This is a genomic window from Pseudomonas sp. BRM28 (assembly GCF_002939405.1).
In the GTDB taxonomy this organism is placed as follows: Bacteria; Pseudomonadota; Gammaproteobacteria; order Pseudomonadales; family Pseudomonadaceae; genus Aquipseudomonas; species Aquipseudomonas palmensis.
Map to the genome: position 1 here is coordinate 3968249 of NZ_PEFV01000001.1, position 25638 is coordinate 3993886.

At 65.6% G+C, this 25638-nt stretch carries 23 protein-coding genes; 6 read left to right on the plus strand and 17 right to left on the minus strand.

Features of this window, described 5'->3' with window-relative positions:
- Positions 1-49: 49 nt before the first annotated feature.
- The 3 genes from CR917_RS18710 to CR917_RS18720 are packed head-to-tail and all read left to right on the plus strand — an operon-like array spanning position 50 to position 5525.
- Positions 50-1291, plus strand: a complete 1242-nt coding sequence (locus CR917_RS18710; protein WP_078479577.1) for an exonuclease SbcCD subunit D C-terminal domain-containing protein — start codon at positions 50-52, stop codon at positions 1289-1291.
- Positions 1288-4935: an AAA family ATPase gene (locus CR917_RS18715; RefSeq protein WP_104572783.1), complete on the plus strand. Its 3648-nt coding sequence runs from the start codon at positions 1288-1290 to the stop codon at positions 4933-4935. Before CR917_RS18710 ends, CR917_RS18715 begins: the two co-directional genes overlap by 4 nt.
- Complete coding sequence (locus CR917_RS18720; protein ID WP_104572784.1) at positions 4932-5525, plus strand: glutathione S-transferase; 594 nt, start codon at positions 4932-4934, stop codon at positions 5523-5525. The genes CR917_RS18715 and CR917_RS18720 overlap by 4 nt, the downstream gene beginning before the upstream one ends.
- A 48-nt stretch (positions 5526-5573) precedes the next feature.
- On the opposite strand, the gene CR917_RS18725 is transcribed toward CR917_RS18720, so the two are convergent.
- The 11 genes from CR917_RS18725 to CR917_RS18775 all read right to left on the minus strand — a co-directional run bounded on the left by CR917_RS18725 (position 5574) and on the right by CR917_RS18775 (position 17525).
- On the minus strand, positions 5574-5753 hold the full coding sequence (locus CR917_RS18725; RefSeq protein ID WP_043864631.1) for a hypothetical protein: 180 nt from the start codon (positions 5751-5753) through the stop codon (positions 5574-5576).
- Between the two features lie 121 nt (positions 5754-5874).
- A complete protein-coding gene (locus CR917_RS18730) occupies positions 5875-6993 on the minus strand; it encodes a lactonase family protein (RefSeq protein WP_100633147.1) in 1119 nt (372 codons plus the stop codon).
- Positions 6959-7249: a DUF5629 family protein gene (locus tag CR917_RS18735; protein WP_058541348.1), complete on the minus strand. Its 291-nt coding sequence runs from the start codon at positions 7247-7249 to the stop codon at positions 6959-6961. The genes CR917_RS18730 and CR917_RS18735 overlap by 35 nt, the downstream gene beginning before the upstream one ends.
- 131 nt (positions 7250-7380) lie before the next feature.
- Positions 7381-9777, minus strand: a complete 2397-nt coding sequence (locus CR917_RS18740; RefSeq protein ID WP_043864634.1) for an RND family transporter — start codon at positions 9775-9777, stop codon at positions 7381-7383.
- Complete coding sequence (locus CR917_RS18745; protein WP_229590342.1) at positions 9774-10781, minus strand: YCF48-related protein; 1008 nt, start codon at positions 10779-10781, stop codon at positions 9774-9776. Before CR917_RS18745 ends, CR917_RS18740 begins: the two co-directional genes overlap by 4 nt.
- Positions 10782-11022: 241 nt before the next feature.
- Positions 11023-13680, minus strand: a complete 2658-nt coding sequence (pepN, locus tag CR917_RS18750; RefSeq protein WP_104572785.1) for an aminopeptidase N — start codon at positions 13678-13680, stop codon at positions 11023-11025.
- Positions 13681-13692: 12 nt separating this feature from the next.
- On the minus strand, positions 13693-14523 hold the full coding sequence (locus tag CR917_RS18755; RefSeq protein WP_058541350.1) for a DUF2797 domain-containing protein: 831 nt from the start codon (positions 14521-14523) through the stop codon (positions 13693-13695).
- The gene (locus tag CR917_RS18760; RefSeq protein WP_054916681.1) at positions 14520-14780 is read right to left on the minus strand and encodes a YeaC family protein; all 261 of its coding nucleotides are present in this window, start codon (positions 14778-14780) and stop codon (positions 14520-14522) included. The genes CR917_RS18755 and CR917_RS18760 overlap by 4 nt, the downstream gene beginning before the upstream one ends.
- A 14-nt stretch (positions 14781-14794) precedes the next feature.
- On the minus strand, positions 14795-15667 hold the full coding sequence (locus CR917_RS18765) for a rhomboid family intramembrane serine protease (RefSeq protein WP_054916682.1): 873 nt from the start codon (positions 15665-15667) through the stop codon (positions 14795-14797).
- Positions 15664-16638 (minus strand): metallophosphoesterase, encoded by a 975-nt coding sequence (locus tag CR917_RS18770; RefSeq protein WP_173925093.1) that lies wholly within the window; start codon positions 16636-16638, stop codon positions 15664-15666. Before CR917_RS18770 ends, CR917_RS18765 begins: the two co-directional genes overlap by 4 nt.
- On the minus strand, positions 16635-17525 hold the full coding sequence (locus tag CR917_RS18775) for an NAD(+) kinase (RefSeq protein ID WP_043864641.1): 891 nt from the start codon (positions 17523-17525) through the stop codon (positions 16635-16637). Before CR917_RS18775 ends, CR917_RS18770 begins: the two co-directional genes overlap by 4 nt.
- A gap of 134 nt (positions 17526-17659) precedes the next feature.
- Here CR917_RS18775 and CR917_RS18780 point away from each other — a divergent pair, with 134 nt between their 5' ends.
- From CR917_RS18780 to cybB, 3 genes are all read left to right on the plus strand, one after another.
- Positions 17660-18604 carry a DUF1853 family protein gene (locus CR917_RS18780; RefSeq protein WP_100633405.1) on the plus strand — a complete coding sequence of 315 codons (945 nt, stop codon included), beginning with the start codon at positions 17660-17662 and terminating at the stop codon, positions 18602-18604.
- A gap of 137 nt (positions 18605-18741) precedes the next feature.
- A complete protein-coding gene (locus CR917_RS18785; RefSeq protein ID WP_104572786.1) occupies positions 18742-19605 on the plus strand; it encodes a hypothetical protein in 864 nt (287 codons plus the stop codon).
- Between the two features lie 113 nt (positions 19606-19718).
- A complete protein-coding gene (gene cybB / locus CR917_RS18790; protein WP_104572787.1) occupies positions 19719-20270 on the plus strand; it encodes a cytochrome b561 in 552 nt (183 codons plus the stop codon).
- Here the strand turns inward: cybB and CR917_RS18795 are convergent, their stop codons facing one another.
- The 6 genes from CR917_RS18795 to CR917_RS27150 all read right to left on the minus strand — a co-directional run bounded on the left by CR917_RS18795 (position 20271) and on the right by CR917_RS27150 (position 25622).
- Positions 20271-21167, minus strand: coding sequence for a 1-aminocyclopropane-1-carboxylate deaminase/D-cysteine desulfhydrase (locus CR917_RS18795; RefSeq protein ID WP_054916685.1), 897 nt, complete (start codon positions 21165-21167; stop codon positions 20271-20273).
- Positions 21168-21224: 57 nt separating this feature from the next.
- On the minus strand, positions 21225-23261 hold the full coding sequence (locus CR917_RS18800) for an NADPH-dependent 2,4-dienoyl-CoA reductase (RefSeq protein ID WP_054916686.1): 2037 nt from the start codon (positions 23259-23261) through the stop codon (positions 21225-21227).
- Positions 23262-23426: 165 nt separating this feature from the next.
- The gene (locus CR917_RS18805) at positions 23427-23927 is read right to left on the minus strand and encodes a DUF2199 domain-containing protein (protein WP_104572788.1); all 501 of its coding nucleotides are present in this window, start codon (positions 23925-23927) and stop codon (positions 23427-23429) included.
- Between the two features lie 64 nt (positions 23928-23991).
- Entirely contained in the window at positions 23992-24765 is a 774-nt protein-coding gene (locus tag CR917_RS18810) for an alpha/beta fold hydrolase (protein WP_104572789.1), read from the minus strand.
- A 111-nt stretch (positions 24766-24876) separates the two neighbouring features.
- A complete protein-coding gene (locus CR917_RS27145; protein WP_146095027.1) occupies positions 24877-25176 on the minus strand; it encodes a hypothetical protein in 300 nt (99 codons plus the stop codon).
- Between the two features lie 29 nt (positions 25177-25205).
- A complete protein-coding gene (locus tag CR917_RS27150; RefSeq protein WP_146095028.1) occupies positions 25206-25622 on the minus strand; it encodes a hypothetical protein in 417 nt (138 codons plus the stop codon).
- Positions 25623-25638: the final 16 nt, after the last annotated feature.

A 25638-nucleotide genomic window follows, 5' to 3' on the forward strand; every position in this document is an offset into this window, starting at 1 on the left:
ACCCGCGTTACCATAGCCGGCTACCGGCTCGACCTTCACGGGACTTCCAATGCGTCTGTTTCACACCTCCGACTGGCACCTGGGGCAAACCCTGCATGGCCAGGAGCGCGACTTCGAACATGCCTGCTTTCTCGACTGGCTGCTCGGCCAGCTCAAGCTGCGCCAGCCTGACGCGCTGCTGATCGCCGGCGACATCTTCGACACCGTCAACCCGCCGGTCAAAGCCCAGGAGCGCCTCTACGACTTCATCGTGCAGGCCCACGAACAGCAGCCCAGGCTGAACATCGTGATGATCGCCGGCAACCACGACTCCGGCTCGCGCATCGAATTGCCCGCACCGCTGATGCGCCGTCTCAGGACCTACGCCCTGGGTCGCGTGCACTGGCTCGACGACGGCCAGCTCGACAGCGAGCGCCTGCTGGTGCCGCTGACCAACGCCAAGGGCAAGGTGACCGCCTGGTGCCTGGCCCTGCCCTTCCTGCGCCCGGCCGAAGTCACCGGTGCGCACCTGGGTGACGACTACCTGCGCGGCATCGGCCAGGTGCACGAATGGCTGATCGAGGCCGCCCTCAAGCAACGCAAGCCTGGCCAGGCGCTGATCGCCGTGAGCCACGCACACATGGCCGGCGGCTCGGTATCGGAAGACTCCGAGCGCAGCCTGATCATCGGCAATGCCGAGGCCCTGCCCGCCAGCCTGTTCGGCAGCCAGATCAGCTACGTCGCCCTGGGCCACCTGCACAAGCCGCAGAAGGTCAACCGCGAAGACCGCATCCGCTACAGCGGCTCGCCGATTCCGCTGTCGTTCTCCGAAATCGGCTATCAGCACCAGATCCTCGAAGTCGAACTCGACGGCGCCACCCTGACCAGTGTCGAACCGCGCCTGATACCGCGTGCCGTGCCCCTGCAACGCCTGGGCCCGGCGCCGCTGGTGGAGATTCTCGAACAACTCGGGCAACTGCCCCAGGTCGACCTGCTCGACGACCCGCAGCGCCAGCCCTGGCTGGAGGTGCGGGTGCGCCTGGACGAACCGCAGCCCGACCTGCGCCAGCAGCTCGAAGCCTGCCTGCAAGGCAAGGCCGTGCGCCTGGTACGCATCGCCGCCGAATACGCCGGCACCGGCGCCAGCGACGGCGAGGACGACACCCGCCTGATCGAGCTGGGCCAGCTCAGCCCCCACGACCTGTTCAGCCGTGCCTGGGAACAGGCCTACGGCACCAGCGTCGACGAACAGACCCTGGCCGACTTCGCCCTGCTGTTGCAGGACGTGCAGCAGGAGGAGGAACAGCCATGAAGATTCTTGCCATTCGCCTGAAGAACCTCGCCTCCCTGGCCGGCCCGTTCGAGATCGACTTCACCTGCGAGCCGCTGGCCAGCGCCGGCCTGTTCGCCATCACCGGGCCGACCGGGGCCGGCAAGAGCACCCTGCTCGACGCCTTGTGCCTGGCGCTGTTCGGCGCGGTGCCGCGGCTGAACAACATCGGCCGCGAGACCAAGCTGCCCGAGGTCGACAGCGAAATACTCACCAGCGACCCGCGCACCCTGCTGCGCCGCGGCACCGGCAGCGGCTTTGCCGAAGTCGACTTCGTCGGCATCGACGGGCGCCATTACCGCGCCCGCTGGGAAGCCAACCGCGCCCGTGACAAACCCACCGGCAAGTTGCAGGGCAGCCGCCAGAGCCTGCACGACCTGGACAGCAACCAGTTGCTGAGCAACCAGAGCAAGCGCGAATACGAGCAGATGATCGAGGCCCGCCTGGGCCTGAACTTCGAACAGTTCACCCGCGCCGTGATGCTGGCGCAGAGCGAATTCAGCGCGTTCCTCAAGGCCGACGACAAGGAACGCAGCGAACTGCTCGAAAAGCTCACCAACACCGCCATCTACAGCCAGCTGGGCCGGCGCGCCTACAGCAAGAGCAAGGAGGCCGAAGAGGCGCACAAGGCGCTCACCGACCAGGCCCAGGGCGTGATGCCGATGGCCGACGAGGCACGCGCCGAGCTCGACCAGCGCCTCGCCGAGGCGCAGCGCCAGCTCAAGGCCGAACAGGCCCGCCTGCGCCTGCTCGAACAGCAGCGCAGCTGGTTCGCCGAACTCAAGCAGCTGCAGGACCAGCAGGCCGCCGCCAGCGAGCAGTTGCACAGCGCCCAGCAACAGTGGGCGCAGTTGCAGGGCGAACGCCTGAACCTGAGCCGCCTCGAACAGCTCGCCCCGCAGCGCCATCAGTTCGCCCGCCAGCGGGAGCTGGCCAGCCAGCTCAGCCCACTGGCAGCGAGCATCCAGCAACAACGCCAGCAGCAGGCCGCGTTGCAGCAACGCCTGCAGCAGCTTGAACAGGCGCAGCAAGCCGCCGGTGAGCACCTGGCCACGGCCCTGGCCCGGCAGACCGAGTGCGCGCCGCTGCTGCGCCAGGCCTTCGCCGAGCAGCAGACGCTGGCGCGCCTGGAGCAGGAGCTTGACCAGCGCAACGTTCAATGTCAGCAGGCCGAGCAAGCCAGTCGCCAAGGCCAGCAGCAGATCCAGGCGCTGATCGAGCGCCAGCAACTCACCCACCAGCGCCTGGCGCAGATCGACGAGCAGTTGAGCCAGAGCGCTCACCTGGCCAGCATCGGTGATGCCTGGAACGCCTACCGCGCCCAGTTGCAGCAACTGATGCTGGTCGGCAACCGCCTCAGCCAGGGCCGCGAGGAACTGCCCGGCCTGCAGCAGCGCGCCGATGAGTGCGCACGCCAGTTGCAGGCACACCGTGAAAGCCTGGCCCTGCTCTACCACGAGGCCGGCGCCGAGCCCGAGGCGCTGGCCGAACAGATCGACCTGCTCGGCACCCTGCTGCAGGACAACCGCAAGCAGCAGCGCGCCGTCGAAGAGCTGTCCCGCCTGTGGGCCAGCCAGCAGGAGCTGACGCAACGCGCCCAGGCCCTGCGCGAGCGCCAGCAGGCGGCCCAGCAACAGCGTGAAGGCCTGATCGCCGAAGGCCTGCAGGGCAAGACCGAGCTGACCGCCGCCGAACAGGCCCTGCAGGTCACCCGCCAGGTGCTCGAACGTCAGCGCCTGGCCCGCAGCGCCAGCGTCGAGGAACTGCGCGCGCAGTTGCAGGACGACCAGCCCTGCCCGGTGTGTGGCAGCCAGGAGCACCCCTATCACCAGCCCGAAGCCCTGCTGCAAAGCCTCGGCCGGCACGACCAGACTGAAGAGGCCGGCGCCCTGCAGGCGGTGGAGGCGCTCAAGCTCAAGCTCGACGAACTGCGCAGCACCCTGGGCGGCGTGAATGGCCAGATCAAGGAGTACCTGCACCAGCACGAACAACTGGCCCTCCAGCAGCAGGCACTGGCTCCTGGCCTGGAGGCGCACGCGCTGTATGCGCAGCTCTCGGCACAGGATGTGGGCGAGCGCTCGGCCTGGCTGGAGCATCAGCTACGCCGCCTGAACGACGACATCGCCCGCGACGAGCAACGCCTCGCTACCCTGCTGACCCTGCAGAAAGACGCCGCCCGTGTGCAGCAGCAGGTGCAGGCGAGCGTCGAGGCGAACCAGCAGGCCGCGCAGCACCTGAGCCAGCAACAGCATGCGCTGCAGGCCGACGACGAACACCTGGAGCAGGCGCTGGCCGGCTTCGCCACGCTGCTGCCAGGCGACATTCTCGACGCCTTGCGCCAGGAGCCCGCCGCGACCTTCCTGCAACTGGACCAGCAACTGGCCCAGCGTCTGGAGCTGCTGGACCGGCAAAAGGACGAGCAGCAGGAGCACGCCGAGCGTCAGCAGCAGCTTGAAAAGACCCAGGTGCAGCAACAGGCGCTCGAACTCAGCCATCAGGCCGTGCAGCAGCAGGTCGATGCACTGCGCACCCAGCAGCAACAGGCCCGCGACGCCCTGACCGCGCTGATTGGCGAGCATGCCGGTGCCGAGCATTGGCAGCAGCACCTGGAACAGCAGGTCGAGGCAGCGCGCAGCGCGCAGGCAACGACCGGCCAGCAGTTGCAGCAGGCCCAGGCCCAGGCCATCGAGCGAGCTGCCGAACTCAAGGCAGACGAACAGCGTCTGGGCGCCCTGGAGCAGGAAAGCCAGCAGCTCGACCACGCCATCGGGCAATGGCGCCAGGGTCACCCGGAACTCGACGATGCCGGGCTGGACCAGCTGCTGGCGGTGGATGACGAGCAGGTCAGTCAACTGCGCCAGCGCCTGCAACAGGCAGAAAAGGCCATCGAGCAGGCCGGCGTGCTCGTCGCAGAGCGCGAACAGCGCCTGCAGCAGCATCAGGCCCAGGCCAGCGGCGAGGTACCCGCCGAGCAGCTGGAGCAGGCGCTGAGCGAGCTGCAGCAACACCTGGTGATCAGCGAACAGCAGTGCGCCGAACTGCGCGCCGAGCAGGCCGACGACCAGCGCCGGCAACTGGCCAACCAGGCCCTGGCCGAGCGCATCGCCCAGGCCTATGCCCAGTGGCAGCGCTGGGCACGCCTGAACGCGCTGATCGGCTCGGCCACCGGCGACGTGTTCCGCAAGATCGCCCAGGGCTACAACCTCGATCTGTTGGTGCACCACGCCAATGCCCAGTTGCGCCAGCTGGCGCGGCGCTACCGGCTCAAGCGTGGCGGCAGCGCGCTGGGGCTGCTGGTACTGGATACCGAGATGGGCGACGAACTGCGTTCGGTGCACTCGCTGTCCGGCGGCGAGACCTTCCTGGTGTCGCTGGCGCTGGCGCTGGGCCTGGCCTCGATGGCCTCGAGCACCTTGCGCATCGAGTCGCTGTTCATCGACGAAGGCTTCGGCAGCCTCGACCCGGAGTCGCTGCAACTGGCCATGGACGCGCTGGACGGCCTGCAGGCCCAGGGCCGCAAGGTGGCGGTGATCTCCCACGTGCAGGAAATGCATGAGCGGATCCCGGTGCAGATCCAGGTGCGGCGCCAGGGCAATGGGTTGAGCACGGTGGAGGTCAGCGGATGATCCTGTATTCGTTCCACCGCTGCCCCTACGCGATGCGTGCGCGCATGGCCTTGCGCTACGCCGGTTGCCCGGTGCAGATCTGCGAAGTGAGCCTGAAGGCCAAGCCGGCCGACATGCTGGCGCTGTCGCCCAAGGGCACGGTGCCGGTGTTGAGCGTGGACGGTGAGGTACTGGAGGAAAGCCTGCAGATCATGCACTGGGCGCTGGCCCGGCATGATCCGCAAAACTGGGCGCTGCGGGACGACCCGAACGCAGCGCAGCAGGCCACGCAACTGATCGAGCGCAATGACACGCTGTTCAAGCAGCAGCTCAATCACTACAAGTATGCCGAGCGTTACCCGGAGCAGTCGCGCGAGACGTATCGTGCGCTGGCCGAGGCGGTACTGCTGGACCTGGAACAGCGCCTCGAGCGGCAGGCCTACCTGGTGGCGGCGCACCCGAGCATTGCGGACGTGGCGCTGATGCCATTCGTTCGCCAGTTTGCCGGGGTCGAGCCTGACTGGTTTGCCACAGCGCCCTACCCGCGCTTGCGCGTGTGGTTGCAGGGGTGGCTGGAGTCGGCGCTGTTCAACGCGATCATGGCACGCTGACCAGCGAAGGGGCCGGTACTGACGCTACAAGGTCAGCACCGGAAACGATCAGTGCTGGACCTTGTGATCCAGCGCCGCATAGAAATTCGCGCTTTGCTGCAGGTACTTCTGGGTGTAGCTCGGGGTGGAGGATTTTTTCTCGCGGATCTCGACCTGGGCGCCGGCAGGCAGCACCACGGAGGCAGAAATGGCCGAAGCCGCGATAACCGAAAAAAGATTGAAGTTCATGGCAATGCCCTCGAAAGCGTCAGGTTGAAGTGGCCGGTTGGGCCGTGGTTCAAACCTACGCCGCTGCCGGCGCACTGAAAAATTCATTGCGCCAGTAGCGAATATCAAGGCGATTGATAGTTCAGTCGACGAACTTGAGGTCCGAAGGCGATTGCAGTGCCAGCGTCTGCACCACCTCGCCCAGCAGGCCGGTCTGCGCATCGCGCCGGATCACCACGATCTGGTTGCTCTGCTGGTTGCCGACCAGCACGTAGCCCCCGGTCGGGTCCAGGGTGAACTCGCGCGGGTGATCACCCTCCACCGAACGGCGCTGCACCTGGCGCAGGCTGCCATCCTGACGGTCGATGGCGAACACGATCAGTTCGTTGCGGGTGCCGCGGTTGCTCACGTACACGAAGCGCCCGTCGGCGGACACATGCACCGCGCTGGCCGCCTTGGCCGCGGCATCGGCCTGTTCGGTCAACGGCAGGATCTGGCGCTGGCTCAGCGTGCCGTCGTGGTAGTCGAACACCACCAGCTGTGCACTCATCTCCAGGGTCAGGTAGGCATGCTTGCCGTTTGGACCGAACGCCAGGTGACGCGGCCCGCTGCCCGGCGGCAGGACGACCGGGGTTGCCGCGCCCAGTGGCCGGGTCGGGGTCTGGGGCTGGTAGCGGTAGCCGATCACCTGGTCGGCGCCAAGGTCGCTGGCAAACAGGTATCGCCCGTCCGGGGACGGCACCACCGAATGCACATGCGGCCCGGCCTGGCGCTCGGGGTTCACCCCGCTGGCCACATGGCGCACCTGCTGCACCGACGCCGACAAACGGCCATCGGCGGCGACCGGCAACACGCTGAGGCTGCCGCCCGGCTCAGGCTTGACGCCGTAGTTGGCCACGAACAGATAACGCCCATCCAGGCTCAGGCTCGAGTGGGTCGGTTCGTCACCGTCGCTGGACACCTGGCTCGACAGGCTCAGTTCACCGCTGTCATGCGCCCGGGCAAAGCTGCTGACCTGGCCCTGGCCGTCACCGTTCTCGTTCACCGCGAACACGTTGCGCCGGTCCGGCGACAGCGTCAGCCAGGACGGGTTGCTGCTTCTGAGCACTTGCAGGGGCGTGGGGTCGAGCTGGCCGCGCTGGCTGTCGAAGCGGTAGCGGTAGATCCCGTCATGGGTGCCCACCAGCAGTTCATGGCCGTGGGCGTTGAGCGTCAGTGCCATGGCACTAGCGGTCAGCAGGGACATCAGCTGGCGTTTCATCGTCGTCCTCTTCAGAAGCGCGCAAGGCACTCATGCAGACTAGTTGATGCTCGCCCGTGTCGTCGCTGAGCTGCCAGTGCTCGCCGGCAAGCGTCGCGTTGCCGATCTGCTCGGGGCTGAACTGCCATTTCTTCAACGCACGGCCGTCCATCAATTCGATGCGCAGGCCCGTATCGTCGAAGGTGAAGTCGAATGCGTGCAGGCCATCGATCAACAGCATGTCGCAGGATTCAAGGGCTTGGGCAAGGGTGGTCATGGGGGGTATCCCTGATTAAACACGCATGATACCCCAACCTTAAAAGCATCGCGGGTCAAGCCCGCTCCCACAAGGACCGCGGTAGCCATTGTGGGAGCGGGCTTGACCCGCGATGAAAACGACGCAGTGTGTCAGTGCGCGAAAATCGACTTGCTCTGGGTGCCCGCCATCTTCTCCGGCTTGATCAGGAAGCGTGCCAGCGCCGGCAACAGCCACAGCGCGCCGAACATGTTCCACAGCAGCATGAAGGTCAGCATCAGGCCCATGTCGGCCTGGAACTTGATGGCCGAGAAGATCCAGGTGCACACCCCGATCGCCAGGCACAACCCGGTGAACAGCACCGCCTTGCCGGTGGAGCGCAGCGTCTGGTAGTAGGCCTCCTGCAACGGCAGGCCGGCGCGCAGGAAGCTCTCCAGGCGGCTGTAGATGTAGATCCCGTAGTCCACGCCGATGCCCACGCCCAGCGCCACCACCGGCAAGGTCGCGACCTTGACGCCGATGCCCATGAACGCCATCAGCGCGTTGCCCAGCACCGAGGTCAGCACCAGCGGCAGCACGATGCACAGGGTGGCAGCAAACGAGCGGAAGGTGATCATGCACATCACCGCCACGCACAGGTACACCAGGATCAGGATGGTCAGCTCGGCCGACCGGATCACCTCGTTGGTGGCCGCCTCGATCCCTGCGTTGCCCGCCGCCAGCAGGAACTCCAGGCCCTCCTGGTCATGCTCGGCAGCGAATGCCTTGACCGCATCCACCACGCGGTCGAGGGTCTCGGCCTTGTGGTCGTTGAGGAACACCAGCACCGGCGCCAGCGAACAGTCGGCGTTGTACAGGCCCTCGGCACGCGACACCGAGGTGTTGAGGATGTCCGGGTTGCGCGACAGGCTTTCCCATTTCAGGTTGCCCTCGTTCATGCCCTTGATCATCTGCTTGGACACGGTCACCAGCGAGATCGCCGACTGCACCCCGGGGGTGTTCTCCATCTTCCACATCAGCTCGTCGACCGGCGCCATGGTCTTGTACACCGAGCAGCCTTCGGTCGGGGTCTTGACCATCACCACCAGCACGTCGGAGCTGGTGGAGTAGTTGTCGATGATGAAGGCGTTGTCCTTGTTGTAGCGCGAATCCGGACGCAGCTCCGGCGCACCCTGGTCGAGGTCGCCGATCTTCAGGTTCTGGCTGTACCACAGGCCGCCACCGAACATCGCCAGCGCCAGCAGCACCGACACCGGCGCCACCTTGGGGCTGGCGAAGCTGGACAGCAGGCGCCAGAACGGATGCTCGCGGGTTGCATCCTTCTTGCTGCGTTCGATGGCCTTCTTGCTGATGCCCACATAGGAGATCGCCACCGGCAGCAGGATCAGGTTGGTGAACACGATCACCGCCACGCCGATCGAGGCACCGATGGCCAGTTCACGGATGACCCCGATGTCGATGATCAGCAAGGTGATGAAGCCCACCGCATCGGCCAGGATGGCGATCATGCCCGGCAGGAACAGCTGGCGGAAGGTACGCCGCGCCGCAGTCAGCGCGTTCTCGGCCTCGCTGGACTGCAAGGCGATGCCGTTGATCTTCTGCACCCCGTGGGAGATGCCGATGGCGAAGATCAGGAACGGCACCAGCATCGAATACGGGTCGAGCCCGAAGCCCACCGCGTGCATCAGCCCCAGTTGCCACACCACCGCCACCAGGGTGGTGATGAGCACGGCAATGGTGCTGCGGATGCACCAGGTGAACCAGTACAGCAGCACCCAGGTGATCACCAGGGCGATGCCGAAGAACATCACCACCATCATCAGGCCGTCGATCAGGTCGCCGACCTTCTTGGCAAAGCCCACGATGTGGATCTTGACGTTGGGGTTCTGCGCCTCGAACTTGTTGCGGATCAGGTCTTCGAGCTGGTGCGAGAACGCCTGGTAGTCGAGCTTGATCTGGCGCCCCGGGTCGTTGGGGTCGGGGTAGGATTCGAGCAGCGGCACATCGACGATGCTCGACTTGAAGTTGTTGGCCACCAGCCGGCCGACCTGACCGGACTTGAGCACGTTGTTGCGCAGTTGCTCCAGGCTGTCGGGCGAACCGTCGTAGGTCTGCGGGATCACCTCGCCACCGGCGAAGCCCTCCTCGGTCACCTCGGTCCAGCGCACGCTGGGGCTCCACAGCGACTTGAGCGCCGAACGATCGACGCCAGGAATGTAGAACACCTCGTCGTGGATCTGGCGCAGGGTCTCCATGTATGCCTTGCTGAAGATGTCACCGTCCTTGGCCTCCACCGAGATCCGCACGGTGTTGCCCAGGTTGGCCAGGTCGTTGCGGTGCTCGATCATGTTCTGGATGAACGGATGCTCCAGCGGAATCATCTTCTCGAAGCTGGTGGACGGGCGAATCAGCATGGCCTGCCAGAACAGGAACAGGCTCACCAGCACACAGATGCCGATCACCGCCGGGCGGTTGTTGAATATCAGGCGCTCGAGCAGGCTCGCCTTGTCCTGGTTGTGCTGCATGTTGAACGACTCCTGACTGCTCATGGTTGCGCCCTCGCGGCGCCGGTGGCGGTAGCCAGGCGTGCCCCGCCCTGGCCGACCAGGATCAGCTGCCCATCGGCCTGGCCGCTCACGCCCGAAAGGGCGATACGGTCGGGCCGGTTGAACACGCTGAAGCTCTGGCCGTCATCGGTGCTGCGCAACACGCTGCCGCCGTTGCCCACCAGCACCAGGCTGCCGTCTTCGAGTAGCGTAGCGCTTGCCAGGCCGAATTCGAGCGCACCGCGCTCGCCCTGGAGCGCGATGGCCTGCCAGGTGCTGCCGAAATCGCTGGAGCGGTACAGGTTGCCGCGCAGGCCGTAGACCAGCAGGGTATCGGCGCGGGCGGTACCGATCGCTCCGAACAGCGAGCCCTCGTAGGGGCCGTCGAGGTGTTCCCAGGTCTGCCCGGCATCGCGGGAGCGGAACATGCTGCCCTGCTCGCCCACGATGAACAGGCCCGCGTCCTTCACGGCAGCGATGCCATTGAGGTGGTACTGATCGGGGTTGTCGAGGCGCTCTGCGACGTCCTGCCAGTGCGCGCCGCCGTCGGTGGTTTCGAACAGGCTGCCATAGGCCCCCACGGCCAGCCCGTGCCGGGTGTCCTGGAACCAGACATCCAGCAGCGGGGATTCGCGGGACGGGTCTTCGAACTGTTTGCTCCAGGTGGCGCCGCCGTCGCTGCTGGCGAGGATCTGCGCATCATGGCCCACCGCCCAGCCGTGCTTGGCATCGGCGAAGTACACGGCAGTGAGCAGTTGGCGGCTGGGGACGCGGGCCTGGGTCCAGCTCTGGCCCTGGTCGTCGGAGAAGAGGATATGCCCGCGTTCGCCCACCGCCACCAGGCGCGGCCCGGCCTTGGCGATGTCGATCAGCAGGCTGTGGGAGGCCTTGTTCGAGGTCTGTGAATACACCGTCTGCGGTGTCGGGCCGTCATCGGCAGCCCCGGCGGTTGCGGCGAACAGCCCCAGGCCCAGGCTCAGCAAGACGCTGGCCGTGAATACATTCATAGTCCTCTCCCACATTATTGTTATTCGGTGCTACTGGCGGGGCTGGAAGCGGCAATCTAGAGCCCCGCGAATGCTGGCCTCAAGCTAGCAGGCTTTGGAAATGGATGACAACGTACAACGCGTTATGTTTTGTTAAGCGCGGCCTCTGGATCGTGGATGTCGCGTTGTTCGCCCGCACCTTCATCATAAAAAAGGGGGCTGCCCCGAAAAGGCCAGCCCCCTGTTCAACCTGCCCTCAACCTCAGGCCAGGCTCTTGCTCACCACCTCGAACACATCGCTGGACAGCCCGCCCGAGCCGCGGATGCGCTCCAGCTCGGCCTTCATCAGCGCCTGGCGCGCGGCATCGTACTTGCGCCAGCGGGTCAGCGGCGCCAGCTGGCGCGAGGCGATCTGCGGGTTGAAGCCGTTCAGTTCGATCACCAGGTCCGCCAGGAAGCGATAACCCGAGCCATCGGCCGCGTGGAAGTTGACCAGGTTCTGCCCGGCGAACGCACCGATCAAAGCGCGCACCTTGTTCGGGTTCTTCAGGGTGAACGCCGGGTGCTCCATCAACGCCCGCACTCGCGCCAGGCCGCCCGGCAACGGGCTGCCCGCCTGCACGCTGAACCACTGGTCCATCACCAGCGGGTTGTCCTTGAAGTGCTCGGCAAAACTTTGCAGTGCCCTGGCGCGCTCGTCCTGGAACGGCGAATTGACCAGCACGGCCAGTGCGGTCAGGCGTTCGGTCATGTTGTCGCACGCCTCGAACTGCTCGAGCGTCGCCTCCAGCACCTGCGCCCGGCCCGTGAGCATCAGGTACGACAGCGCGATGTTCTGCAGGCTGCGCCGGGCAAAGTGCTCGGCCTCGGCCACATAGGCGGTTTCGCGCGAGACCGCACGGTTGGCCTGGTAGCGCGCCCACAGCCCGTCGAACAGTTGCTCGGCCAGTTGCTGGCGGGCAAAGTCGCGGGCCGCGTGAATCGCGTCCACATCGGCCACTTCGCTGATTTCGGTGAGGTAGGCCTCACTCGGCAGCGAGAGCATTTCGGCGACCATGGCCTGGTCGAGTGCCTCGTTGGCCAGCACGCTGCCCAGGGCAGTGACCAGGCGCTGATCGAGCACCAGGGCTTCACCGCGCTGATGCTGCGCGATCAGTTCCTGCAAGACCTGAACCGACAGTTGCTGGCCGGCTTCCCAGCGATTGAAGCCATCGCTGTCGTGCTGCATCAGGAACATGAGTTGGTCGCGGTCGTACGGGAAGCTCAGCTTGACCGGCGCACTGAAGCCGCGCAGCAGCGACGGCAACGGCCTGGCGGCCACGTCGACGAAGGTGAAGGTCTGCTCGGCCTCGGTCACCGACAGCACCCGCGTGGTCGCGCCCGCCTGCGTTTCGCCTTGCAGGCGCAGGGCAATGTCGTTGCCCTGGGCATCGAGCAGGCCCAGTTCGACCGGGATCACGAACGGCTGCTTCTCGACCTTGTCCGGGGTTGCCGGGCAGCTCTGGCTGAAGGTCAGACTGTAGGTCTGGGCAGCGGCGTCGTACGCCTCGCTGACGTTCAGGCGCGGCGTGCCGGCCTGGCTGTACCAGCGCTTGAACTGGGTCAGGTCGACGCCGTTGGCGTCTTCCATGGCCTTGATGAAGTCGTCGCAGGTCACGGCCTGGCCGTCATGGCGTTCGAAGTACAGGTCGCTGCCCTTGCGAAAGCCCTCGGCACCCAGCAGCGTGTGCACCATGCGCACCACTTCCGAGCCCTTCTCGTACACGGTCAGGGTGTAGAAGTTGGAAATCTCGATGAAGCTGTCCGGGCGCACGGCGTGGGCCATGGGGCCGGCGTCTTCGGCGAACTGGTGGGTACGCAGGTAGGCCACGTCCTCGATGCGCTTGACCGTGCGCGAGTTCATGTCGGCGCTGAACTCGGAATCGCGGAACACCGTGAAGCCTTCCTTGAGCGACAGCTGGAACCAGTCGCGGCAGGTCACGCGGTTGCCCGACCAGTTGTGGAAGTACTCGTGGGCCACCACCGCCTCGACCCGCTGGTGCGCGGCATCGGTGGCGGTCTCGGCACGCGCCAGCACGCAGCTGGAGTTGAAGATGTTGAGGCCCTTGTTCTCCATGGCGCCCATGTTGAAGTCGTTGACCGCCACGATCATGAAGATGTCCAGGTCGTATTCGCGGCCATACACCTCTTCGTCCCAGCGCATGGATTTCTTCAGGCTGACCATGGCGTGCTGGCACTTGTCGATGTTCTCCGGCTCGACATAGATGCGCAGGGTCACGTCGCGCCCCGACTGGCGGGTGAAGGTGTCTTCGACGCACCACAGGTCGCCGGCCACCAGTGCGAACAGGTAGGCCGGTTTCTTGAACGGGTCTTCCCAGGTGGCCCAGTGCCGACCGTCCTGCTGCGGCCCGCTGCCGATGGGGTTGCCGTTGGACAGCAGGACCGGGTAGCGATGCTGCTCGGCGATCACCGTGGTGGTGAAGGTGCTCATCACGTCCGGGCGGTCGAGGTAGTAGGTGATCTTGCGAAAGCCCTCGGCCTCGCACTGGGTGCAGAACATGCCGCCGGACTTGTACAGGCCCTCGAGCGCGGTGTTGGTCTCGGGGTGGATCTTCACGCTGGTGTCCAGGGTGAAGCGCTCGGCAGTGGGCTGCAGGGTCAGGTGGCTGTCGTCGAGCTGGTAGTCGTCAGCGCCCAGCGGCTGGTTGTCCAGCGCCACGCTGAGCAGTTCCAGCTGCTGGCCGTCGAGCACCAGCGCCGGCAGGCCGGCACCGCGCGCCGGGTTGCGGCGCATGACCAGCTGCGCGTGGACCAGGCTGTGGTCCTCGAACAGTTCGAAGGTCAGGTGCGTCTCGTCGATCAGGTACTCGGGTGCCTGATAGTCCTTGAGGTAGATCACTTGCGGCTGTTCGGTACGCATGTGGCGGTCCTTTTACTGATGCACGGCCAGCTGGTAGGCCGTGTACTTGCGAATATTGATCACGCCGGTATCGAAAATCAGGTACTGGCCCTTGATCCCCAGCAGGGTGCCTTCGGCGACAGGGTTCTTGTCCAGGTTGAAGCTCACGATCTTGCTCGGGTACGCCTCTACCGGGTAGCGGATTTCAATCGGCTCGACGTCGGTCAGCGGCTGGATCGCCTGCAGGCCGAAGCGGTCCTGCAGGCCCTTGAAACCTTCACTGCAGCTGTCGAACAACTGCTCGCGCACGGCCACCAGGTCGACCGCCTCGGCGTTGCCCTTGAGCAGTGCGCGCCAGTTGGTGCGGTCGGCCACCTGGCTGCGGAACAGGTCCTCGACCAGCCCGGACTGCTGCCGGGTGGCCACCCGCACGATCGGCAGGGCCTGGCTGGCGCCCTGGTCGAGCCAGCGCGTGGGCAGTTGGGTGGCGCGGGTGATGCCGACCTTGATACCCGACGAGTTGGCCAGGTACACCACGTGGTCGGTCATGCAGAACTGCTCGCCCCAGGCCGGGTCACGGCAGGTGCCGTGCTCGTAGTGGCAGCGCTCGGGGCTCATGATGCAGGTGTCGCATTGCGCCAGCCTGGTCATGCACGGGTAGCAGTAACCCTGGCTGAAGCTGGTCTTGGTCTTGCGCCCGCAGTGGGTACAGTGGATCGCGCCCAGGTATTCGAGACGCACGGTCTTGCCCAGCAGGGGGTTGACCGGCACTTCGACGTCGCCCAGGCGAAACGCGTATTGCACGACCGGCTGCTCGAGGCGCGCCGTCATCTTGCTGATGGAACCACGGCCGAGTTCGATCAATGGATCGCGTCCGACTTGAACAGGATGTTGGGCACCGGCGCGGACTTGGAGGCGCATTCCTGCGGGCCCATGTAGCCGGTACGCTGGTCTTCGGGCAGGTTCTGCATCTCCCAGGCGATCACGGCCTGCAACGACAGCTCCTTCTGCTCGGCGGTGAGCTTGCGCCCATCGGACCATTTGCCGATTTCCACGGCCAGTTTCAGGCTGGCGTAGATCTCCGGGGTGATGTTTTCGATCATTTGCGCAAAAGTGGACATAGCGTCTCCAAAAATCAAGCTGACAGTTTACGCCGAGCCAGTGCCCCGCCCAAGAGCCCGCTGAGGCAGCCGACCAACAGCCCACCCACGTGGGCGGCGTTGGCGATCGCGCCGAAGCCGAGCAGGGTGATCAGCCCGGACAGGCACAGCAGCAGCCATACCAGCATCATCACCAGCACGCCACGCGGCATGCGATACACCGGGTTCGGCGCCAGCCACTGGTACAGCCAGATGTGCCCGAGCAGGCCGTACAGCACCCCGGACAAGCCGCCGAACAGGCTGGGCCCGCCGAACACGAACTGCGCCACGTTCGACACCAGGCTGAACAGCAGGGTCAGCGACAGCAAGGCCAGGGTGCCCTGACGCAGCTCGATGCGCCGCCCCAGCTCCCAGTACCACAGGCCGTTCATGGCCAGGTGCAGGATGCCGAAGTGCACCAGCATCGGGCTGAACAGGCGCCACCACTGGCCTGCATCGAGGCTGGTCAGCAACGGGGTGAAATACAGGTAGTCGCCCTGCACGCGAAAATCCAGGAAGGTCAGCCAGCTCAAGGTGGCGAAGTTGTCGCCCAGGCCGGTCAGTGCCGCCACCACCACGCACAGCAGCAACACCGCTGCAGTGGCCTTGCTGGCCTTCGCCTGCGCGGCCAGGCTCGGGCGCGGTGAGGCCGGGGGCTGCGCCAGGGGCGGCAGTTGCACATCGGCATTGCCCTCCGGAAAGCGCTGGTACAGCTGGCGAACATCTTCCACCAGGTAGTCGGCGGTCCACAGTACCTGCTCCTCGCCCTCCTCCGAGACCCGGTGCGGCACCTGCAGGCGCTTGAGCAGCTCGACAAAGCCGCTGAGGTCGACGCTCAGGGGCAGGCGCATCACCATTGCCGCACTCATTGACTGGCCTCCGGCCGTTCGACATCCACCCATACGAACTTGTGCGGGTCGATGCGGGTTTCATCATCCAGCCGATAGGCCACCAGCTTCCCGTAGAGCACCGCACTGTAGTCCAGGCACGCCAGGTTGGCGCGGATGGGTGCGGGCCGGCCGCTGCGCCAGTAATGGCCGACGAACAGCAGCGGCTCGTCGTCACCGTAGCGCAGCAGCGCGTTCTTCTGGCTGCGACTGAGCGGCGCATTGGCCACTTCGGCCGGCAGCGCATCGGGCTGGAACACGATATCGCCGTAGGTCTGCGGGTCTTCCTCCCAGAACTTGGTGCGAAAGAATGCGCGGGTCAGGCCGTCGCCGCCGGTCAGGGTGAGGCCGTCGGGCAGGCGCATGTCGGTGCCGCGCAGCAGCCGGTTGCACACGGTGTGGGCAAAGCTGCCGGCCACGGCCGAGGCCTGCACGAAATGCTCGTCGATGCGCCCGTCCGGATGCTGCTGGCGCAGCGGCTCGATCAGGCGCGCGTCCCAGCAGGCATGTACCACGCGAAAGCGTCCGGCATCGATGAACAGCGGCAGCTCGTAGAACCAGCCGAGAAAGTCGTGCCAGTCGTGGGGGTGGTCGGCGAACTGGGTCAGTGTCTCTTCGATCAGCCGCGCATGGCGCGGGTTGTGCTCGCGCACGAACTGCTTGCCGCTGCCCGGCAGCGCCGGCGTGGTCCAGCCCAGTGCGCTGAATTCGTGGTTGCCCATGATGCAGTGGGCCTGACCGGCTTCGACCATGTCGTGCACGATGTGCAGGGCCTCGCGAATGCGCGGGCCGCGGTCGATGATGTCGCCAAGGAAGATCGCCTGACGCTGCGCATGCCGCCACACCCCGCCCTGACGCTTGTACCCCATGGCGTCGAGCAGACGCTCCAGGGTGTGGGCACAGCCGTGGACATCGCCGATCAGGTCGTAACTGCGCGCGGGATCGAGCATCAGTCGCCTCCACCACCCAGACGGCTGCCCCAGCCGAGCTTGGTCCGGCAGACCTCGTAGTAGTTGTGGTCCAGCGGGTGGATCAGGCGCAGCTTCTGCGGCTTCTTGTTCACCGTGATGGTGTCGCCGGGGGCACAGGTGAAATGGTTCTGGCCATCGCACGAGACTTGCGGGTACAGCTGCAGGTCACGCGATACCACGATCTTCAGCTCGCTGTTGCCATCGACCACGATCGGGCGTCCCGAAAGCGTGTGCGGGTACATGGGCACGATCACGATGGCGTCGAGCTTGGGGTGCATGATCGGTCCGCCGGCCGACAGCGCGTAGGCGGTCGAGCCGGTCGGTGTGGCGACGATCAGGCCGTCGGCCTTCTGGCTGCACACGAACTGGCCGTCGATGTAGATCTCGAACTCGATCATGCGGTTGGACTTGCCAGGGTGCAGCACCACGTCGTTGAGCGCGTCGCCCTGGCCGATGGCCTCGCCGTGGCGGCGGACTTCGGCCTGCAGCAGGAAGCGGTTCTCCACCAGGTAGTGGCCGTCGAGCACTTCGGCCACCTTGACCTCGAGCTCGTCGGGGCGAATGTCGGTGAGAAACCCCAGGCTGCCGCGGTTGATGCCCAGTACCGGGATGTTGTGGCGCGCCAGTGCGCGGGCGGCGCCCAGCAGGCTGCCGTCGCCGCCGACCACGATGACCATGTCGCACACCTCGCCCAGCAGCTTGCGCGAGGAGGTCTGCAGGCCGTGGCCGGGCAGCACGTCGGCAATTGTGTCCTCGAGGATCACGTGCAGGTGCCGCTCGAGCAGGAATTTTTTCAGTCGGCGAATGGTATCGAGCACCTGCGAACTGCCAAGGCGGCCGATGATACCGATATTGCGAAATTGCTCCATGGGGCTCCTGCGGGGCACTGCGGCGTTGAATGGGCCGGTTGGCCAAAGCGTTGATTATGGGCGAAAGCGCCGGGCAGCGGCAAACGCCGCAGTTTTTTGCACAAGGCGCCGGGGCGGGCGGCTATGCTCGCAGGATGATGCCCTTTACCGACCTTTGCGACCTGCCCAACCGCCTGCGCCAGCCCCCGGTGCGGGACCTGGCGTGGGTAATCCTTGCGCCCCCCATGCTCGCAGTGACGCCCTGGCCGCAACGCCACCCGTTGGCCGGCAGCGACTGGGTGGCCGCACCGGCGTTGCTGCGCGACTGGCTGCTGGCGCTGGACCACGACAGCCGTGACCTGCAGGCCTGGCTGGCACAGGCCGCCAGCCGGCGCCTGGGGTTGTACTACGAGCGGCTGTGGCAGTTCGCGTTGCGCCATGCTCCGGGGGTGGAGCTGCTGGCGGCCAACCTGCCGATCCGCGACGGCGGGCACACCCTGGGCGAGCTGGACATCCTGCTGCGTGACCGCGACGGGGTGCATCACCTGGAGCTGGCCATCAAGCTGTACCTGGGCCCGCAGCACGGTGACGGGCGTAACCCGGCGCAGTGGCTTGGGCCTGGCTGCCATGACCGGCTGGACCGCAAGCTGGCGCACCTGAACGACCATCAACTGCCGATTTCGGCGCGGGCCGAGGGGCGCGAGGCACTGGCGGCGCTGCACATAGACAGCTTCACGGCTCAGCTTTGGCTGGGCGGGTATCTGCTGTATCCATGGCCGGGGCCGGCGCAGCCTCCGGCGGGTGCGCACCCACAACACTTGCGCGGGCGCTGGCTGCATCAGCGCGACTGGGCCCGGTTTGCGGCGCAGGCCGACCCCGGGCGCTGGCAGCCGTTGCCGCGCCAGGCATGGCTGGCGCCGGCGCGGTACACGCAGGAACAGGCCTGGGGCACGGAACAGTTCCAGGCCTGGCTGCAAGCGCTGGACCCGATGGCCCCCGCGCAGTTGCTGGTGCGGCTGGTGCCTGGGGATAGCGGGGATTGGGTAGAGGCTCAACGCTTGTTTCTGGTGGCCGATGCCTGGCCGAACCTGGCGGGTTAGCATGCACTGGCTGTACCGGCCCCCACATGAACGTACGCCCCCGTGGGAGCCGGCCTTGCCGGCGAAGGGGCCAGCGCTGACAACATTCTGCTAACCTCGCCCCCCCCTCACCCAGCACCCGCACAAGGAACCCACCCGTGCCCGGCAATCTTCTCGCCCTGGCGCTCGCCGTCACCCTGGTCTGGCCCGCAAATGCCAGCGCAGCGCCTGCCCCAGGTCTGGACCAGGACAACGACCTCGCCCTGCTGAGCGACAGCTTCTGGCGCCAGGCGACGCCCACCGACCTGGACACGTGGCTGGCCCCGCGCAGCCAACCCGGCGAGTATCCACCCGGTGTGGTCACCCGCAATACCACGGCCTTTCACCTCGCACTCGAAAACAACGCCTCGCTGGCCATGCTGCAACACCTGCGTGCCGCGCTACCGGCCATGGTCGGGCTCGGCGATTACCCCGAATCGCTGCTGTCCACGGCCATCAAGCACAACCACCCCACTGCCACCATCGAATGGCTGCTGGCCCAGGGCGCGCCGGTGGAAGCCGGCGACTACCACAACCCACGCCCGCTGCTGCTGGCCATCGCCCAGGGCGCCGATGCCTCGCTGATCGACGCCCTGGTCAAGGCCGGCGCCGACACCTCCTACTTCACGCGCAGCGACAGCAACATGGACGCCTTCGACGCCGCAGTGCTGACCGAGCACAGCACCACGCGCCGGGCCGTCGCCCGCCATCTGCCACTGCCCGAGGCCGGCAGCGAAACCATGGAAGCGATCCTGGTCGAGCTTTCGCGCCAGGGTCGCGACGGGCCCGACGCCCCGCACGTGAGCTACGACATCCTCAGCGTGCTGCTCGAGCGCGGCATGAGCAGCACCGGCACCTACTGCGACCCGCACAAACCCTACTGCCTGGCCGACGACAGGAGCGACCTGATGGACCTGGCCATCCGTATCGAGGACCCGCAACTGGTCGACTACCTGCTCGGCAAGGGTCTGAAGGCCCGCTAGCACACTTTTTTGCCCCAGCGCAGGTGCAGGGCACGCGCAAGCGATTAGAGTTATCCGCACAGCGCCATCAAGAGCGCGGCCATTGACCTGATTGACCGATATGAGGAACCACCATGACCCTGACCAATACGCAGGCACGCTACGGCAGCCTGTCGATCGCCCTGCACTGGCTGATGCTGATTCTGCTGGCGGTGGTATACGCCTGCATCGAACTGCGCGGCATCTTCCCCAAGGACAGCGCCGAGCGCGACCTGATGAAAAGCCTGCACTTCATGCTCGGCCTGAGCGTGTTCGTGCTGGTATGGCTGCGCCTGATCCTGAAGGTCACCCACCCCACCCCGCGCATCGAACCCAAGCCGCCGGCCTGGCAGACGGGTCTTGCGCACCTGATGCACTGGGCGCTGTACGCCCTGATGATCGGCCTGCCGCTGGCCGGCTGGGTGATCCTCAGCGCGGCTGGCAAGCCGATCCCGTTCTTCGGCCTGGAGTTGCCCGCCCTGGTAGCACCGGACACCGACCTGGCCAAGTTCGTCAAGGGCTGGCACGAGTGGTTCGGCGCACTGGGCTACTGGCTGATCGGCCTGCACGCACTGGCCGGCCTCTACCATCACTACGTGGTCCGCGATAACACCCTGCTGCGCATGCTGCCGCAAAAAGGTAACTGACTAGGCGAACCCGCGGCGGCCCTGCAAGCCGCCGGTGTGAACGAAGATCAGCCGCGTGCCGGCCACGAACGCGCCAGCCAGCACACGCTCCTGCAGGGCCAACAACGCCTTGCCGGTGTACAGCGGTTCCAGTGGCAGGCCCGATTCGGCCTCGCTGGCCTGGATGAATGCCAGCAAGGCCGGGTCGACCTTGGCAAAGCCGCCCCGGCTGGCGTCGTGCAGGCGGTAAGTGCCCGGCGCCAGCACCTCGACCTCACCTTCCACCCCATGCCCCGGCGGCACGGCCAGCGCGCCGTGCACCGGGTGGGCGCCCGCTTCGGCCTGGGCCAGCCCCACCAGCGTGGTACCGCTGCCCACCGCCAGCCACCAGGCGTCGTAATCGGCCCAGCCCACGGCCGCCAGCTGCGCCCGCGCCTGGGTCACGATCTGTGCGCAGCCTTCGGTGCCCAGTGGTCCCGCGCCGCCTTCGGGCACGCAATGCCATGCCGGGTAGAGGGCTTGCCAGGGCTGCCAGAAATCCGCCTGATGCCGCGCCCTGTAACCGGCGTACCCCAGCCAGTGCAGGTGCATGCCCAGTGCTTGCAGGTCGTGCACGGTGGGGTTGCTGTGCGGGTGCCCACGCAACAGCCCGGCCGTGGCAAAGCCGAAGCGCTTGCCGGCCGCCGCCAGGGCATGCAGGTGGTTGGAATAGGCGCCGCCCAGGCTGATCACCCCCGGGGCACCACGGGCATGGGCAAGGCGCAGGTGCCCCTGCAGCTTGAACCATTTGTTGCCGCTGATCAGCGGGTCGATGAGGTCCAGACGCAGCACTGCCACCTCGACCCCGGCGCGCGCCAGCCAGCCTAGGGCCAGCGGTTGCAGGGGTGCCAGTGGCAGGTCATCGAAAGCGGCAGACATCGAACAGGCTCGGCAGGACGGGAGCGCGCAGTCTACCAGCGCACCCCCGCCACCGCTTTACAGCTCGGCCGCCAGGCGTGAACCCTGGTTGATCGCGCGCTTGGCGTCCAGCTCGGCGGCGACGTCCGCGCCGCCGATCAGGTGTACCGACTGCCCGGCGGCCAGCAGGCCATCCTGCAGCTCGCGCAGCGGGTCCTGGCCGGCGCAGATCACCACGTTGTCCACCGCCAGTACCTGCGGCTCGCCTTCGGCGATACGGATATGCAGGCCGGCGTCGTCGATCTTCAGGTAGTCGACGCTGTTGAGCATCTGCACCCGCTTGTTCTTCAGGCCTGTGCGGTGGATCCAGCCGGTGGTCTTGCCCAGCCCGTCGCCAACCTTGGTCTTCTTGCGCTGCAACAGGTACACCTGGCGCGCCGGAGCATGGGGCTCGGCCTGGATGCCCGCCACGCCGCCGCGCGCTTCGAGCCGGGTGTCGATGCCCCACTCCCTCCAGAACGCCTCGCGGTCCTGGCTGGTGGCAACGCCCTGGTGCACCAGGAACTCCGACACATCGAAGCCGATGCCGCCGGCACCGATCACCGCGACCTTCTGCCCCACCGGCTTGCGCGCCAGCAGCACGTCCAGGTAGCTCAGCACCTTGGCGTGATCGATACCGTCGATGGCCGGCAGGCGAGGCGCGATGCCGGTCGCAAGGATGATCTCGTCGTAGCCGCCCTCCACCAGTTGCTCGACATTGACGCGGGTGTTCAGACACAGCTCCACGCCGGTGGTCTGCAGCTTGCGCTTGAAGTAGCGCAGGGTCTCGAAGAACTCCTCCTTGCCCGGCACGCGCTTGGCCACGTTGAACTGCCCGCCGATCTCGCTGGCCGAGTCGAACAGGGTCACCTGGTGGCCACGCTCGGCGGCCACGGTAGCGGCGGCCAGGCCGGCCGGGCCGGCGCCGACCACGGCAATGCGCTTGGGCTGGGCCACCGGCAGGTAGTTGAGTTCGGTTTCATGGCAGGCCCGCGGGTTGACCAGGCAACTGGTCAGCTTGCCGCCGAAGGTGTGGTCCAGGCAGGCCTGGTTGCAGCCGATGCAGGTGTTGATCTCGTCGCCGCGCCCGGCGGCGGCCTTGTTGACGAAGTCCGGGTCGGCCAGGAACGGGCGTGCCATCGACACCATGTCGGCGTCGCCTTCGGCAAGGATCTGCTCGGCGACTTCCGGGGTGTTGATGCGGTTGGTGGTGATCAGCGGGATCTGCACCGCGCCGCGCAACTTGGCGGTGACCTTGCTGAACGCGGCACGCGGCACCTTGGTGGCGATGGTCGGGATCCGCGCCTCGTGCCAACCGATGCCGGTGTTGATCAGCGTGGCGCCGGCCTGCTCGATGGCCTGGGCCAGCTGCACGATCTCCTGCCAGTTGCTGCCGCCTTCCACCAGGTCGAGCATCGACAGGCGGAAGATGATGATGAAGTTCGGGCCGACCGCTTCGCGCACCCGGCGCACGATCTCCACGGCCAGGCGCATGCGGTTCTCGTAGCTGCCCCCCCAGCGGTCGGTGCGATGGTTGGTGTGGGCGGCCAGGAACTGGTTGATGAAGTAGCCTTCGGACCCCATGATCTCGACGCCGTCGTACTCGGCGCTCTGGGCCAGCGTGGCGCAGGTGACGAAGTCCTGGATCTGCTTCTCGATGCCCTCTTCGTCCAGCTCGCGGGGCTTGAACGGGTTGATCGGCGCCTGGATCGCGCTGGGGGCCACCTGCTTGGGGCTGTAGGCGTAGCGCCCGGCGTGGAGGATCTGCATGCAGATCTTGCCGCCAGCCTCGTGCACCGCCTGGGTAACGATACGGTGCTTCTGCGCTTCTTCGGCCGTTGTCAGCTTGGCCGCGCCGGAGTACACCCCGCCCTCTTCGTTGGGCCCGATGCCGCCGGTGACCATCAGGCCGACGCCACCACGGGCGCGCTCGGCAAAGTACGCCGCCATGCGCTCGAAACCGCCGGGTTTCTCTTCCAGGCCGGTGTGCATCGAGCCCATCAGGGTGCGGTTGCGCAGGGTGGTGAAGCCCAGGTCCAGCGGGGCAAGCAGGTGCGGGTATTGAGCGGCGGTCATGGTGAACTCCACAGCGAACTGATCACGGAATGCGGGCGCCTCGCTGCGTGCAGCGGGGCCCGTCGGTTATCTGTGAGGGACAGTAATGCGCCTGGAAGTGAGGCTCAATGACCGAAAGTTACAAGTTAATGACCGTAACTGACAGTGCGTGGGGCGCTGGCCTGTTCACGGATGCAGGCAGCGTTCGGCCAGTTGCCGAGCCTGATCGTGGGTGATGCCGGTGTTTTGCTGCAGGGTGAGCGGGTGATCCCCCGCGTCCACGAACACCAGCGGGCGCTCGCCCAGGGCCTGGGTCTGCAGCGTAGCCTTGAGGTTGAGCGTCGAAACCTCATAGGGGAACTCACTTTGCACACGTGCCGCATAAGGTGGTTCGCGCTCGCGACCTGGGGTTTCCCACAGTTCGCTGGTGCGGTAGAAATCCGCCTCGCTGACCGCCACCCAGGTCAGCCACACGAACGGCTCGGGTGAGCCGATGATCGGGATTTCCAGGCGCCCGAGCACGAAGTGGTGGGTGTCATCGATGATGCACTGATCGCTGGACAGTGGCGCACGCTGCTCGCGCTCTGCCTCCGGCAGGTCATACCAGGCGGCAGGGGCTGGCGCGCCGAAGGTGGTGGGCAGCTCGTCGTGATACTCGCCACAGGTGGCGCAATGGAAGCCTCGCATGGTGGGTGCTCCTTGACACTTAAGGCCGGATCAAGCCGCGCGGCGCGCAAACGGCAGCGTCATGTTACAGGCCCAGCAGTGCCTTGAGCGCAGGCATTACCCACTGGGGGTGATCCTCGTGCGGCGAATGCCCGGTAAACGGGATGTTCAGCAGTTGCGCATTCGCCACCCGATCGGCCAGCTCGCAGGCGTTGGCCCGCGTTACCAGGCGGTCTTCATCGCCATGAATCACCAGCAAATCGGCGGTGATGCCGCACACCGTTTCATTCGGGTAGCCCTGCTCGCCTGAATCCAGCCACAGCTCGCGCAACGCCACGGCCAGGCGGTCGAAATCGGGTTCGGGGTTCAACTGCAGGTAGCGCTCGTAGCTGTGCGGGAACAGCTCACGCCAGCGCGCGCCGGTCACGCGGCTGTACATGCCGCGCACGGGATCATCCGCTTTCAGTTGCCAGTGGGCACCGATCGTCACCAGTTTGTCGATGCCAGCACTCCCGGCAGCCGCGATGCGCAGCGCTGCAATGCCGCCATCGCTGTGGCCGACGAGGCTGAAGCGCTCAAGCCCCAACTGCCGGGCAACCGCCTCCACATCCAGTTGCAAGCGCTGGTAGGTCAGCGGCAGGTGCCCCAGGGTCGATTTGCCCTGGCCGCGGCTGTCGATGCCGATCAGGCGATAACGTTCGGCCAGAGCTGGCGTGATGGCATTGAAGGTTTCGATGTCGCCAAAGCCACCGTGCAGAAAAACCAGTACCGGGCCCTGTGGGTTGCCTTGCTGTTCACAATAGAGGCGTGCCCCGGCAACTTCGACGTACTGGCCGTCCTGGTGAGTGAATGTCGTCATTTTAGGGTCCCTTGATTATGTCGCTGTGGCGGTTGTCGGCGGCAGTTTAATGCGTTGCGCCTTCGACGCGGTACCCCTGATGCCCTCATTGCCATGTATGAAGTCCTTTGCTTAACGCATCGTCCTGTCATTGATCGGAAAGACACATCCCTTACTCTGCCCCCAAAGGGTCAGTACGAAAATAGCGACAATCATGAGTGCCCCGCCATAGGTTGCAGTCAACATGATGAATGACAGCTTTTTATGCTCAAACTTGAAAACCATCGCCCACATTTCAAACATGCCAGAAAAAGTGTTCATATTGACGCCTCTCTTTTTGCAAAATTGATTTGCATAAATCACCGCCGCCGCCATTGAAACACCACAAAAAGCAAACAAGGAAATTCTGAAAAACTGAATCGTGTCGCACATAACTCACCTAGAATAATGGGGCTGGTACATCACGACAGACAAAACATTCTCGTTTTTCGCCTTACACTGCGCCCCCACGACAGTGCGAACTCGCCAAGCTGGGCCCCCAGTATGAAAAGCCATCCTAGTGGGCTGACACTGCAAAAAGCACGAAGTGATACAACGTGATAGTCATCACGAGCGGAAACATTTTCATCACCCTTGACGCTTAGCACAAAAATAACCCGCAACCAAGCACACAGTGGAACCAAGCCCGTCACAAAAATAGCATGCCGAATTACTTCAATAGGTGTGGGTGAATCCAGACCCGCGAGCAGTGCAAGTAAACAGAAAGCAAGATAGGCAATTACTACCATGACAGCGAGAGCGAGCTTCACACCTAACAAAACGCGCGACTGACTCACCGCGACCTCATAATCAACTAAACAAACTGAATCATAAACCACCAGCCTTCACCAATGG